The sequence below is a fragment of the Shewanella sp. Scap07 genome (assembly GCF_013394145.1).
GTDB lineage: Bacteria > Pseudomonadota > Gammaproteobacteria > Enterobacterales > Shewanellaceae > Shewanella > Shewanella waksmanii.
In genome coordinates this window covers 3190961-3205100 of sequence record NZ_CP041329.1, presented here as the reverse complement: position 1 = coordinate 3205100, position 14140 = coordinate 3190961, and the positions used below count along the sequence as shown (strand labels likewise).

The 14140-nt window shown below is 36.7% G+C and carries 11 protein-coding genes; all 11 read left to right on the top strand.

The window, feature by feature from the left end; translation table 11 throughout:
* The first annotated feature begins 11 nt into the window (after positions 1-11).
* The 11 genes from FLM48_RS13980 (at position 12) to FLM48_RS13930 (ending at position 14117) form a co-directional block, all read left to right on the top strand.
* A complete protein-coding gene (locus tag FLM48_RS13980) occupies positions 12-1373 on the top strand; it encodes a hypothetical protein (RefSeq protein WP_179025056.1) in 1362 nt (453 codons plus the stop codon).
* Positions 1357-2712 (top strand): FkbM family methyltransferase, encoded by a 1356-nt coding sequence (locus FLM48_RS13975; RefSeq protein WP_179025055.1) that lies wholly within the window; start codon positions 1357-1359, stop codon positions 2710-2712. The genes FLM48_RS13980 and FLM48_RS13975 overlap by 17 nt, the downstream gene beginning before the upstream one ends.
* Positions 2713-3054: 342 nt before the next feature.
* Entirely contained in the window at positions 3055-5817 is a 2763-nt protein-coding gene (locus tag FLM48_RS13970) for a hypothetical protein (RefSeq protein WP_179025054.1), read from the top strand.
* Between the two features lie 260 nt (positions 5818-6077).
* Positions 6078-6959 carry a sulfotransferase domain-containing protein gene (locus FLM48_RS13965; protein ID WP_179025053.1) on the top strand — a complete coding sequence of 294 codons (882 nt, stop codon included), beginning with the start codon at positions 6078-6080 and terminating at the stop codon, positions 6957-6959.
* Positions 6952-8517 (top strand): hypothetical protein, encoded by a 1566-nt coding sequence (locus tag FLM48_RS13960; protein ID WP_179025052.1) that lies wholly within the window; start codon positions 6952-6954, stop codon positions 8515-8517. The genes FLM48_RS13965 and FLM48_RS13960 overlap by 8 nt, the downstream gene beginning before the upstream one ends.
* A 48-nt stretch (positions 8518-8565) precedes the next feature.
* Positions 8566-9549, top strand: a complete 984-nt coding sequence (locus tag FLM48_RS13955) for a hypothetical protein (protein ID WP_179025051.1) — start codon at positions 8566-8568, stop codon at positions 9547-9549.
* A gap of 60 nt (positions 9550-9609) precedes the next feature.
* On the top strand, positions 9610-10218 hold the full coding sequence (locus FLM48_RS13950) for an HAD-IB family hydrolase (protein WP_179025050.1): 609 nt from the start codon (positions 9610-9612) through the stop codon (positions 10216-10218).
* Positions 10203-11072: a decaprenyl-phosphate phosphoribosyltransferase gene (locus FLM48_RS13945; RefSeq protein ID WP_179025049.1), complete on the top strand. Its 870-nt coding sequence runs from the start codon at positions 10203-10205 to the stop codon at positions 11070-11072. The genes FLM48_RS13950 and FLM48_RS13945 overlap by 16 nt, the downstream gene beginning before the upstream one ends.
* Positions 11073-11444: 372 nt before the next feature.
* Positions 11445-12038 (top strand): lysylphosphatidylglycerol synthase domain-containing protein, encoded by a 594-nt coding sequence (locus tag FLM48_RS13940; protein WP_179025048.1) that lies wholly within the window; start codon positions 11445-11447, stop codon positions 12036-12038.
* A gap of 49 nt (positions 12039-12087) precedes the next feature.
* Positions 12088-13203, top strand: coding sequence for a GDP-mannose 4,6-dehydratase (gmd, locus tag FLM48_RS13935; RefSeq protein ID WP_179025047.1), 1116 nt, complete (start codon positions 12088-12090; stop codon positions 13201-13203).
* A gap of 80 nt (positions 13204-13283) precedes the next feature.
* Positions 13284-14117, top strand: a complete 834-nt coding sequence (locus FLM48_RS13930; protein WP_179025046.1) for a hypothetical protein — start codon at positions 13284-13286, stop codon at positions 14115-14117.
* The last annotated feature ends 23 nt before the right edge of the window (positions 14118-14140 follow it).

Below are 14140 nucleotides of genomic sequence, written 5' to 3'. Positions count from 1 at the left end.
AGGCGTCAAAAATGCAGCGTAGCAACCAAAATACCGAAGCAGAGTTAGAGCTAGCATTATTGCAAATTGCGCAATTGCAAGAAGAACTTGAGTATTACTATATAGAATATAATAGGTTAAAAGAGGTGGGCGGACAGGTTTCACCTTTAATTGAAAGCTCCCCTGCGATGGACCTTTTGCGCAAAGCACGAAACAATGACCATGAATACCTATTATCTTCAGACTGTAGCTTTGCTGATAAATTAAAAGCTAGAATCGCTAACCTTGAAAAAATAAATCGACAACAAGCAAAAGAAATAGATCATTTTGAAATGTCGCTAGAAACTGACAGTCAATGTAATCAAGAACAAAATAGTAAAAATAGTCAGCTTGAAGGGGAGTTTAAGACATCAGAAGTAAGGCTCGATAGCCATAAACCAAAAAGTGGCTCAGATAGAGAAATATTTGAGCAAGAAAAAGCCGGGCTTGCTTCTCAAGTAAGTCAATTACAGTCAGAAAACGAACTAAACCTAATGCATGTAGCGCAGCTGCAAGAAGAATTAGAAACTTTTCGCTGTATGAAGCTTCAAAATAGCGACGTGCTCGAGATTGAGAATAGTAAGTTAGAAGGTGAATTAAAGCGTTTACAATCCAAGCACAATGTACTTGAAGACACAAAGCTGCAACTATTCGAACAGCATAGTGAACTTTCAAATGAAACCAATGAACTAAAGCAAAAAATTGAACAAGTAGAAGCCGAAAGGGCGACCTTTAAGACCCAGTTGAAACAGCAAAAGCAAGAGTGGGAAGAAATGCACCTTACTCTTGAGTCAAACTATTTTCATTTGAAAAAACAATTTGAAAAACTGCAAATAGAGAATAACTCTATTCACTCTTTAAATGCTGCATTGGAAACTGAAGTTGCTACTTATGTTGATGAGTCAGAATCACTTAAAAGTACCATTGTTGGGCTTCAAATAGAACTAGATGAAAATAAGTTAACAGCAGCTAGCATCGCAGAACTAGAATCTCGCTACTCGAATCTAGAATCCGAAAACGCTCAACTAATACAGAAAATGGAATTATTGGAAGAGCAAGCATCAAATCAACAAGCTGAACACCAGCTACAGCTCGGCAAGAGCGCTGAAGAACTCGCAAGCAGTGTTGGCGAAAAAGCTGAATTTGAGCAAAGCTTAGTTAAATTAGAAAGCGAAGTCGTAAGCCTACGAGCGCAAAATAAGGAAATTCAGATCCTCAATGAGAGAAACGCTCAGTTAGAGAAAGACAATCAAGAGTTGAATTATCGTCAAACTGTTCTAGACACTGAAATTACTAAAGCTGAAACCCAACTTGAATTCATTAAAGATGTGGTGATTCGTGAAAAGTCATTCTAAGCCCAATAAGCGTAAGGCTGATAGAGGTCGTAAAAAAACGCCAGTTAAATCTCAAAGTATTTTTGTCGATGCCTCGGCTAATCGAGAGTCAGTGAAAGGGCATACCATTAATGATTATGATCCACATTGTTTGTCGCAGGCCAAAACGCACTGGTATTTTGGGCAATGGCAGGCGTTAGCTGAACTGGACATAGCTCCGTTAGCCAACAACCCTGAACTAGCAACGATTGTTGCGATTAAAGCGGCCGCTTATCAACAGCTTGACGATATTGATAACTGTAAAAAATACATCGCTCTGGCTCGGTCAATGGGGTGTGAAAGCACGTTGATTAACAAACTACTTATTTCAGGAGTAAGTAATACGCTAGGTAAAGTGGCGGCGCTTAACAAGGATGATAAAAAGGCTATTCAATACTTTGAAGCCGCGGTATCACTTCATGGCGCCAATCCAGAACAAAAATTGGCTAGACATGCTCGAATAGTTAAAGAACTCGCAAGCATTGGGTTGATGCCCCAAGCAGCAAAGTTTATAGATGATATGAAATCTGAATTGTCCGCTACCTCACAAAGGCCTGCTGATTATAAAGCTCATGTAAAAGTGCTAGAGTCGGAAATAGAAATTATTAATCATGAATTGACCCTAGCTTATCAAAAGTCGCAACTTTATAACTCTAAAGAGAGAGTTTCACAACTTGATGGCTCAGCAGATTGGCTCGAAAATTTGAAGAGAAAGTCACCATCACAACTAGGGCAAGATTTATGGGTACTAGAGCAAGTCGACTATAAACGTAATGGTTTTTTTGTTGAGTTTGGTGCGACCGATGGTGTATTGCTGAGTAACAGCTTCCTGCTTGAAAAAGAGTTTGGCTGGAATGGTTTGTGTGCTGAACCTAACCCTAAGTATTTTAAACAATTGCAAGTTAATAGAGGCTGTATTGTTAGTAATGATTGTATAGGTGATGTGACAGGCAGTGAGGTTGAGTTTGTTTTAGCAAATGAATATGGAGGGATAGCAAATTTTGCTACAGCTGGTGTGCATAAAGAAAAGGTTGAAGCCTACGAGCAGCAAAGTCAAAAAGTAAGATTGGAAACAATATCTCTTCATGACTTTTTAATCAAACACAACGCGCCTAAGACTATCGACTACATGAGTATTGATACTGAAGGTTCTGAATATTCAATACTTGCTGAATTTCCATTTGATCATTGGAAAGTCAAACTCTTTTCTATAGAGCATAATTTCGAGGCGCAACGCGACCAGATTTATAAACTACTTACCTCAAAAGGTTATAGACGTATTGAAAATCAATGGGATGATTTTTACATTTTAGGCAGATAGTAAATGCAAATGATAAAGAAAGATTAATAAAATTAGTTTGTGAACTAGATTGTCTATGTTTGCTAGTAAGGATAGAAAGTGAAATGGATTGTGTTTAATAGGTAAATTGAGATAATTATAGGGCCGCGAATTATTTGTGATTTTTTAATCATTTAAAACTCTTAATAAAATTAAACATTAAGAGCTTTATAAAAGGTAACTTTGATATCCTGTTGATTTTGCTCGAGTTATTTGTGTTTTATGAATATCACGAACGAATCACCCCTAGATAAAGGTCAAATAGTAAACACGTTGCAGCATTTCATAAACAGTTTTTGAAAATAATTTGATTAGTGGTAAAACATGGAAAAAGATATCAGTGTGATCGTCCTTGGCACACAATGGAATAATCAGGAAATAAAAAAAACACTAGACTCAGTAATGTCGTTAAAGCAACATTCAAATTACAGTTTAGAGTGTTTGCTGGTCGAGGGTCTTGCAAGAAGTGTTGATGTTAATCAATTGAATTTCGAAGCTATCGAGGAGTTGCCCGAGATAGTATCTGAATATCTACAATATGATGACTTTAATTATTATGTAGACCACTTTGCTGTAGGTGATTTCCTTAAACGTGTTCTAAGGGTAGCCCAAGGTAAATACTTTATTTTGTTACGTGAAGGCGATGAAATTGGTTTAAGTAAAACTTTAGAACCAATCGAGTTCAATAGCCCTATTTACCTTATACCTCAAGTAAATAATCCTGACCTGTTCTCTTTGTTTAACCGCACTGTCGAGATGCAAAATAGTGACGAGTTAATAGCAAAAGAAGTCTTAGCTCTTAACTTTTTATCTTATGATGGTGCGTTTGCAATCAACAAAGAATTAGCGGTTAAGCACATTAATAAAGTCCCGCAATTAGAGAACGAATGTTTCTTTTCGATAATTAACCATCTTGTCTGGTTACTAAGCTTAACTCAATCTACTCAGATTAAGCTTTCTCGCTCTATCGCTATTTCACCTGTAACTAACAACTTTGAACAGCATTGGAACGCTATCCAAACATTTGCAGTGGAATACCTCAACTATCTTGTTAATGAACAGAGCATTGAAGCCGAAAGCAAGGCAATAGTACTAAATTATATTCGGAAAATTAACGAAACAGTTAAAAAGGGAATCAAAAACTATTTTGAGAGCGATAACGACCCTGCCGAGCGCGAGCTATATTTCTCGCTTAGAGGTCTAATAGAAGAAGTAAACGCAATTCAAGTTAATTTTCCTTGTAATATTAAAAGTGATTTAAGCAAAAAAATTAAAGTGAGTTTGGTTTCTTCGCTGTTCAGAGGTCAAAAATATCTTTATTCTTTTTTGCTAAACTTGCTTGACTTAGAACAAGGCGAAGAGCAAGAGCTTTTAATTGTTTCGCCAGAGTTGAACTTGCTGCAAGATCTTGTACTTACATCAGCAAGTAATAAATTTAACAAGATCAAAGTTTTTGCATTAAGTGAAGACCCTGGCATTTATAACTGTTGGAATTACGCTATAAAGCAGGCCCAGGGTGAATATGTTTCAAACGCAAACTTGGACGACAGAAGGCACAAGAGCCATGTTGCTGAATTGACCAAGTTGCTGGATGAGACTGCTGCCAAAGTTGCTGGGACCGGGATTGCAGTTACAGAAGACGCTAAACAATTATACCCAACCGAGTACTCTGTTACTGACTTGATAATTCATTTCTCCGGTGAAGTTTGGTACCTTGAAAGTGGTGATACACCGTTTGCCTATAAAAACCTTAATGATTTTTTTGTGATAGAAAATAGTGAACTTAAGCAATGTATGAATTATGCGCACTGTATGCCAATGTGGCGCAAAGACATACATGAACAGTTTGGCTATTTTGATGAAGAACAATTTGGTACGTATGCAGATTTTGCCTTGTGGTTGCAGTTACTAGCAGCGGGTGAAAAATATGTTCACCTTAACAAAAACTTGGGCTTGTACCTAATAGATCAGAATTCTCATAACCGTAGGAATAATAACTCTGAGCAATGGCTATCGATGGTGAAACCACATTTGCCTGAAGGAGTAAAACATGGTGTTCCAGAGCATGTTGGCAAGTGTGAATTTGAATTATCTATTGGACAGTATAACGGTAAATTAAATTTTGGTACTCAGTTTGAAAAAAATTATGGTAACCACCGCTCTGGCTGGAGCTATGCTATCGCCGGTTTGGTACAGCATCACGAAGCTACCGCACCAGTTTACGTTGATACATTTATTGAACGTAAGTTTGTATGGGGGGGGGAGCATGGTGAAGCATGCAGCAATGAGCCTATGCCATACGATAAGCCATGGATAGGTTTTATTCATGTGCCACCGTTTGTACCATCTTGGTTTCAGTTTGAGCAGAGTAACCAGCAAATTTTCTCGACTGATTTATGGAAAAAAAGCCTACCACACTGTAAAGGCTTAATTTGTTTAACGGAATACCATAAAAAGGCGCTTGAAGAGTACTTAAAGCCAGAATTCCCAATTAGCGTATTAAAACACCCGACAGAGTTTCCTGAAAATTCTTTTAGTATTGATAAATATCGAGCTAATGCGACGAAACGAATTGTTCAAATTGGCTGGTGGTTAAGAAAGCTAAATGCAATTGGTTATATTGACGTAAAGGATCATACGCCAACTTTGCTTGGGTCTTCGGATTGGTCAAAGAATATTATTCAATATGCTGAGCGACGCTACTTTGGTTTGAAAGAACCAATTACCTTTAAAAATGTCGATATTATCGATTTTTTAGATAACGACAATTACGATCAGCTTTTAACTGAGAACATAGTCTTTATTGACTTTTATGATACTTCAGCTAATAACGCTGTTATTGAATGTATAGCACGGGCTACACCAATTGTTGTTTGTCGCCATCCTGCAGTAGAAGAGTATTTGGGAGAAGATTACCCACTATTTTATGATTCTCCAAATGAGATTTCGGGTTTAGTTACTGATAATTTAGTGGCAGCAGCTCATGAGCATATGAAAAGTAATCCAATTAGAGAAAAGTTGACCTTAGAGTCATTTATTAAAGATTTTGGGGAATGTGAGGTTGTTAAAAATGCGATTGGTCAATGATGAAAGTAAGCTTGAAAAACTAAGAAAAGATCGAATTTATAATTTGAGAAAAGTATATTTCCGCCATAATGCCAAAAGTGGTTTTAATCAGCTAAAAAGTGCAGCTAGCAAAGTTGACTGGGGTTACTACAATTTGTAGGTCTACAGAAAAATAACGAGCATATAGGTATGACTATTCTAGTCTGGTAGGAATGGCGTTCTGTAAAGGGCGAATCAACCTGTCGTGAAGCAACTTAATTCATAGAGATTATTGAAATAAAATGAAAATTGATTTTTGTATTATTGGAGCACCCAAGTGCGGAACAACATCGCTAGCTTACTTTTTGAGCAAAAATCCACAGGTTGACTTTTGTAAGATAAAAGAGCCTTTTTATTTTAATCAACAGTCGCCTAAATTTAATGGTGTTAAATCAGCAAAAAAATTTGAAAAACTATTTAGAAATGATGGAGGCCTTAAGGGAGAAGGGTCTACATGGTACTTGTATTCCGAGGATGCAATCGAAAATATCTTAAAACACAATCCTAGCGCCAAATTTATTGTTTGTGTAAGAGATATTGTTGATGCTGTTGTATCTTGGCACGGGCATATGAGGCTGGTCGGCGCTGAGCCTGAGCCTGATTTTGTAAAAGCATGGCAACGAGAGCCTTCTGAAATATTAAAAACAAGGGTCTATGGGACTAATGAAGTTCTCAACTATAGAAAGTTATTTAAACTAGGAACTCAGGTATCTAAATTACTGAGCAAGGTAGACTCTACTCAGGTGCATTTTATATCTTTCAATGATTTAGTGCAGAATACTGGGAAATGTTATCAATCAACTTTAGAGTTTTTAGGGCTGGAAGATGACGGAAGAACTGAATTTCCAATTAAGTATCCTAGAGTTGATACTAAAAGCTCGATTGTTCGCTATCTTGGTTCGTCCATTAGTTATCAACAGCGTATTTATTTGACATCGGTTGCTATCAAGGCTGGAGTGGATCTTTATGATCTCTATTTTAAGTTTAATACTTCAGTAGCATCTAGACCATTCATTAATGAAAAGCTCAGGGAAGAATTGAACTCATATTTTAGTGATGAGCTGAAACTATTACATAAATATACTGAGATTGATGTTGTTAGAGGACAGTATAAAAATGTTTGATAAATTAAAACTGTGCAGGGAATTCTCCGTAGAAAACAAGATTTTAATAATGTTGTTATTAGTCCCATTGCTGCTGCATATAACCACGGTGTTTTTTCTATCAATTGAGATACCTATAAAGCACTATGTGTTTTCAATTGCTTGCATTATAGTTATTTTCTTAGGCCGCCTAATGTGGGGGCGGGATAGCTATTTAATTACTTTGATCACTTCATTGCTTTTGACTCTATGCCTAGTGTTCGCTATTTATATTCAAGATTTTAATTTTGATTCACGTGCTTATCACTTACCCGCTTCCATTCAAATACTGGAGGGTTGGAATCCTGTCAAAGAAATTGAAGCCCCTGTGATAAACCTACTACAAATAGAGTCATTCCCAAAAGGTCAGTGGTATGTGAATGCAGCTTCTATAGGTTTTTTTGACTCCATAGAGGCTGGAAAGTTCACCCATGTTTTGTATGTGTTTAGTTGTTTATTCTTTTTGTACTTTGTTTGTAGGAAGTTAGGTCGGGGGATATTTTTTTCTGGTTTTGTTTCTATAGTGGGAGCACTTAACCCTGTGGCTCTAGCACAATTAGGTGCTAATCACGTAGATGGACCAGTGGGATCATTGTTGACGATATTATTAGTTGGAATGTATAGCCAAATAAGAAGTAAAAAAACTTTAGAAGAGTTTTTAATAATGATAATAGCATCAATATTGCTGGCTTCAATTAAGACTACCGCACTAATTTATGTTTGCTTGTTTTGGTTTACGTTTTTTTGTGTTGACCTATTTAGAACTGAGCAAATTAAAAAACATGTGATTACATGGTGTAAGTTGGGTCTACCTCTTGTTGCGTTTGTGATTCTAATTAATTGGAATCCCTATGTGACCAATACAATACTCAAAGGCAACCCTATATTCCCTGTTTTAAGTGAGACAAGTATTCTGAAGAGACCATATTTAGATGAGGTGAATCGTTTTGAATCATTTCTTATTTCACATACATCTGCCCCAGTGATGCTATCAGCGAACAGCGGAAGCATAACAGAGCAGTGGAGAAGTCCTTATCAATGGGAAAATATAAAAAATAATTATTTTAACCCCACATTGGGACGAACAATTGGAGCATTCGGCCCTTTTTGGATAGTTTTATTCCTAGTATCGCTTTCTTGTCTAATTAGGTCATCGTTCGCATTTAAATCAGTAATATTTTTTACTCTATTTATAACATTTATACATTCAGAAGGGTGGCATGCCCGATACGTGCCATTCTTATGGGCGGTCGCCCCTTTGCTAATGCTAGAAAGTAGCTTCTGGAAGAAAAGCCAATATCAATATATTTTTGGGTTTATAGCAACTATTAGCCTAGCCACCTTCTTAGTTAGCTGGCCAAGCCCAGTATCTAAAACGAAAAGTTACCTAAATTCATTTAATTTACTAATGAATGAATCGGAAATTGAAGATAGTCACAAAATTAATAGCTTTAAGTCAAGTTATTATGATAACAGTGGAATTTTGGATAGAAATTTTGAATTTACTGAAGCTAAAAGGATTCAATATTTACGAAAATAAAAAATATTAGTTATTCGTAATGTAAGTGATTTGAGGTTTAGGAATGAAATGAAGGCTATTTTACATATTGGCACGGAAAAAACGGGTACTACCACAATTCAAGGGTATTTGAGCAAAAATATAGAAAAATTTAGAGAAAACGGGATACTTGTGCCTCGTACTGTTGGTTATCCAAATAATCTAATAGTTCCTGTTTTATGCTATAAGGAGTGGAGAAACGACGATCTTTCATCCTTTGCACAAAATATGTTTGAAACCAACAACTATTCTATATTTAGAGAAAAAGTAGTGAAGAGTTTAAGGGAAGAAATAAACAACTCTGGCTGCTCTACTGTTTTGTTTAGTTCTGAGCACTTGCAGTCACGTTTGATTTCTGTTGAAGATGTTTCTGTTTTGAAGGAACTTTTATTTGACCTCGGTTTTCAAGAAATAAAAATATTAATTTACTTAAGAGACCCGGCGCAAATTGGGCAGTCGCTATTCTCTACCGCAATTAAATGCGGGGCAGTTCTTGAACAGCAGCCATTGCCGAACACTCCGTATTTTAAGAACGTTTGTCACCATAAAAATACACTTATTCGTTGGCAAAGCGTATTTGGAAAGGCTTCAATCGATGTGCGTATTTTTGATAAGGCAGAGCTGTACGGTAATGATCTTATTCTAGACTTTTTGCGTGCGTTGGAAATACCTGAATATTTTGATAACGATGTAAGAATAAAAGATAGGAATAGATCTATATCTCGTCATGGGTTGGATGTTCTTTCACGACTAAACCAAACTTATGGTGCTCCATCTAACGAACTTATCGATTTTATGGAGACCTATTTCTCACAGCGTCCATATAGAATGTCTCTAAAAGACTATTTGATATATGTGGATTTTTTTATAGAATCAAATGAGTGGGTTAGAAAACACTATTTCCCTGAAAAAGAAGTACTTTTCCCTAGCAAGACATTACTTAATGAAGATGAAAGTGAGAATAATTATTTTGATGAGTTATGTAGGCTTATACATGAACTTACAAAGGCTTGAGTAAGTCATGCATAGTAATTTAAGTTGTTAAATGGTGATGCTTTTTTAAAGTGGGTACCTATGTCTAAAATAGTATTTTTTGATTTTGATGGGACTATAACCCAGCGAGACACACTAATTCCATTTGTTATCAAATCCTTAGGGTTTAAGGGGGTTGTGTTAACTTGTGCTATTGCAATATTTGTGATTTTAGCGAAGCTTAAGGTGTTAAATGCAGGAAGAGTTAAAGAAAAGTATTTGAATTGGTGTTTTCGTGGCTTTGCTAAAGAGAAATTAGATCGTTTAGCGGAAAGTTATGCTACTGAATTCAGTCATTCGCTATTTAACATGTCAGCTTTAGAACTGATTTCAAGCTTTAAAGCGCAAAATTTTGTGTGTGTAGTTGTTACTGCTTCTCCATCATTTTATGTCGAAAAAGTGATCAAGGAATTTGGTTTTGATACAGTAATTGGAACTAACTTAGACTTTAATGAGCAGGGAATTTTTGAGGGTAGCTTCATAGGTAGAAATTGTAATGGGCAGGAAAAGGTAAGGAGGATTTTGAATGAATATGACCTAAAGGATTTTGACATTGTTTATGCTTATGGAAATAGTAGTGGGGATATTCCTATGCTGAGACTAGCAGATGAAGCTTTTATGAGGGAAGGAAATAAATGGTTAAAGCATTAATAAACATTAGCAGGCCAAAGCAGTGGATAAAAAATATCTTCGTTTTTGTAGGTGTGTTTTTTTCACATTCTTTTAGTAATATTGAATTATTGAAAGATTCTTTATGGATATTTGTGGCCTTTATTTGTGCTTCTATAGCGGTCTACTCGTTGAATGATATAGTTGATATCGAAAAAGATAAAGTTCATCCAAAGAAAAAACTGAGGCCATTACCTTCGGGTGCCTTATCAAAAGAAGTCGCGGGGTTATTTTGTGTCTTCTGTGCTTGCGCAGCGCTGATAATTTCATTCAAAGTGTCAGTTGTTGCATGTGTAATTACCGGCACTTATATGATTTTAAATATAGCTTATTCTTTTTTTCTTAAGTCAGTGGTTATTATCGACGTTATGGTAATTGCTTTTGGTTTTTTACTTAGAGTTTTCTCTGGGACCTATGGATTGGAGATACCGCCCTCATCTTGGTTGTTGATTTGCTCCTTGTCGCTTACACTATTTTTAGGTTTCAATAAAAGATATTCAGAGTTTTGTAGTCAGCCGAATGACAAATCATCTTCAAGACCCGTTTTGGAAAAATATGATCGAAAAATTCTGGAGCACGCTGTAACTATCTGTAGCACATTATCTCTAATGTCTTATGCGTTATATACGTTAGATCAACAGACTATAGAAAAGTTTGGTTCGGATTATTTGTTTTTCACGTTTATACCAGTATTCTACTGCATTATGCGTTATCAGTTGATAGTGGAGAGAGGGAGTGGAGGACAGGACCCATCTTCTATTGTTCTTACCGACAAAGGAATATTACTCGGTGGGATATCGTGGTTAGCTATGTATATCCTGCTCAAGACCATCTGAGTGTAGAGTTAAATGAGTAGATATAAAGTTTTACAGTTTTTACTATTGAGTATTATAACTGCAGGGACAATCTATTTTATATGGGGTTTTCTAAATCAAGTAGATATTAATATGCTTAAAGTCCTACCTCCCTTAAAGTCATTGATTTTAGGAGGGTCTCTGTTGTTATTCATGATTTTTATGCGCTTCATTAAATGGAGAATGTTCTTACCAGAATATATACGGCGAGATAGCATTTCGAAGCTATTTTTAATTTTCCTGTCGGGTTTGGCTTTTACTTTTACGCCTGTCTCTTATACACATCTGACGCTGCCGACGAACTCTAGGGTGTAGATCTCGGATATATTAAAAATATCGTCGGCAGCGTCAGATGTGTATAAGAGACAGCACAAAATAGGTATAAAGATTTTTTTAGCAGACAGGTTTACAGATCTGTTATCTGTTTGCTTTTTAGCATTGATTACTCTTATTTTTGTTTCGCGTTTATCGATTTTACATGTAGGGATAGCCTTAACTTTTTTACTAAGTTTAATGGTTTTGTTTTTGTTTAACAGGCTTAAATTTAAAGCGTTAATAGAATCAAAGTTTGTTAACTATGAATTCTCATTTGATTATTGGGGTAGGGCAATTGTATTAGGCTGTTTTGTATGGTGTCTGCCAGCGGTTTTTATGGCTATCCTCTTGGATAGTTCTGATACTTATAATAAGGTGGTTTCTAGTATTTTCGCTAATAGTATCGCGATAATTTCTGGTCTTTTTAGCATACTTCCAGCTGGCTTTGGAACTTTTGAAGCAGCGATTATTCATTCCATGAAAACACTTGGCTTTAGTCTTGAAGGTGTTTTGCATAGTTTATTGTATATGCGAATAATGTTTGTTGGGGGCAGTACTGTTTTGGGCTTGCTAGCTATTTCAATAATACAGTTTTTTTACAAAAATTTTAATGAAGAACATTCGACAACGTAAATTGTTAGAGTTATATATCTTTATATTAATAATCTTTAGGTAGTTAATTTTGAAAAAAGCATTGATCACCGGCGTTACCGGTCAGGACGGCTCATACTTAGCCGAATTTTTATTGGAAAAAGGGTATGAAGTTCATGGTATTAAACGCCGCGCCTCACTTTTCAATACTGGGCGTATAGACCATATTTATGAAGACCCACATAACGATAATCCTAAGTTTCACCTTCATTATGGTGATTTGACTGATTCATCCAACTTGATTCGTATAATGAAAGAAGTGGAGCCTGATGAAGTTTATAACCTTGGTGCACAGTCTCATGTTGCTGTTTCCTTTGAAGCGCCCGAGTACACAGCCGATGTTGATGCGCTAGGCACCTTGCGTTTACTCGAAGCCATTCGTTTTTTAGGGCTAGAAAAAAAGACCAAGTTTTACCAAGCGTCTACGTCTGAGCTTTATGGCGAAGTAAGAGAAATTCCACAGAAAGAAACTACACCCTTCCATCCCCGTTCTCCTTACGCTGTTGCTAAGATGTATGCTTACTGGATCGCAGTAAATTATCGTGAGTCTTACGGGATTTATGCGTGTAATGGCATTTTGTTTAACCATGAATCTCCGCGCCGTGGTGAAACCTTTGTTACTCGCAAGATTACCCGGGCAATCGCCAATATTGCACAGGGGTTAGAGCCTTGCTTGTATCTAGGTAACATGGATGCGTTGCGAGATTGGGGTCATGCGAAGGACTATGTGCGTATGCAGTGGATGATGCTTCAGCAAGATACACCTGAGGATTTCGTTATTGCTACGGGCAAACAAATTTCTGTACGTGAATTTGTGCGTATGTCTGCGGCTGAGGCGGGTATTACACTCGAATTTAGTGGTGACGGTGTTGAAGAAACTGCGACTGTTACTGCAGTAGAAGGTGACAATGCACCAGGTGTTAAAGTTGGTGATGTGATAGTGAAAGTTGACCCGCGCTACTTCCGTCCTGCTGAAGTTGAAACTTTGCTTGGTGACCCAACTAAGGCGAAAGAAAAGCTTGGCTGGGTACCAGAAATCACCGTGGAAGAAATGTGCGCGGAGATGGTACAACACGACCTAGATAAAGCCAAGCAACATGCCATTTTGAAAAGTCATGGCTACAAGGTTGCAGTTGCAAAAGAATAGAGAGCATCAAGTATTAGCAGAGTATTCTTAAAGGCATATTTGGTAACGACTAACACTTTTTTTGGATGAAGCATAATCATATGGATAAAGCAAAAGCTAACGACTTTTATGGCCGATTTAGAGAGATTGTTTCAGATCCTTTAAACTTGCTAATAGAAAGATGCCCTAATGCAGGCTTTGTAAATGGCGAATACGTTTATCTTCACAATGGCATAAAGGTACCGTTTAAAGGACCTTTATCCTATTATGATGATTTTAGTCAAATCTTAGTGATTAATCGAGGTGTACATGAACCTGTAGAGGAGTATGTATTCCAACAGGTCATGAAGGTTATCAATGTAGCAAAGCCGACTATGTTAGAGCTGGGTGCGTATTGGGGGCACTATTCATTGTGGATGAAGCAGTGCCACCCCAATTCATCTGTATATTTGGTTGAATCTGACGCCAGTAACTTAGCAGCAGGTAAAAACAACTTTATCGCTAATGGACAAGAAGGTCATTTCATTGAGGCTTTTGTGGGTCATGGGCACTTTAATGTTGATGATTATTTGTCTAGTAAAACTGGTCCACTAACTATATTACATAGTGATATACAGGGGTACGAAGTTGAGATGTTGAAAGATGCATCAAGAAGCTTACGAGAGCACTTGGTGGATTACATCTTTCTATCAACTCATAGCCAACAACTGCATCAAGAGTCGTTAAGTTTGCTTGCCGACTATGGTTATCGTATTGAAGTCTCTTCAGACTTTACACATGAAACAACGTCATTTGATGGGTTTATTTTTGCTAGCAGCCCTACAGTTAAAGCGGTTTTTAAGTATCTAAACCCACTTGGTCGGGCTGATATTATTCATAGTGATTCTTGTAGGTTATTAGAGTCTGTTGTTCGTATCAAACAAATCCATCAATAGTTTTATGTTTTTGTCTTAAGTTG

What these genes read in the sequence shown, in the direction of transcription:
- FLM48_RS13965 (WP_179025053.1), top strand. Translation starts at nt 6,078, where the DNA reads ATGAAAATTGATTTTTGTATTATTGGAGCACCCAAGTGCGGAACAACA.
- FLM48_RS13945 (WP_179025049.1), top strand. Translation starts at nt 10,203, where the DNA reads ATGGTTAAAGCATTAATAAACATTAGCAGGCCAAAGCAGTGGATAAAA.
- FLM48_RS13980 (WP_179025056.1), top strand. Translation starts at nt 12, where the DNA reads ATGCAGCGTAGCAACCAAAATACCGAAGCAGAGTTAGAGCTAGCATTA.
- FLM48_RS13960 (WP_179025052.1), top strand. Translation starts at nt 6,952, where the DNA reads ATGTTTGATAAATTAAAACTGTGCAGGGAATTCTCCGTAGAAAACAAG.
- FLM48_RS13930 (WP_179025046.1), top strand. Translation starts at nt 13,284, where the DNA reads ATGGATAAAGCAAAAGCTAACGACTTTTATGGCCGATTTAGAGAGATT.
- FLM48_RS13950 (WP_179025050.1), top strand. Translation starts at nt 9,610, where the DNA reads ATGTCTAAAATAGTATTTTTTGATTTTGATGGGACTATAACCCAGCGA.
- FLM48_RS13970 (WP_179025054.1), top strand. Translation starts at nt 3,055, where the DNA reads ATGGAAAAAGATATCAGTGTGATCGTCCTTGGCACACAATGGAATAAT.
- FLM48_RS13955 (WP_179025051.1), top strand. Translation starts at nt 8,566, where the DNA reads ATGAAGGCTATTTTACATATTGGCACGGAAAAAACGGGTACTACCACA.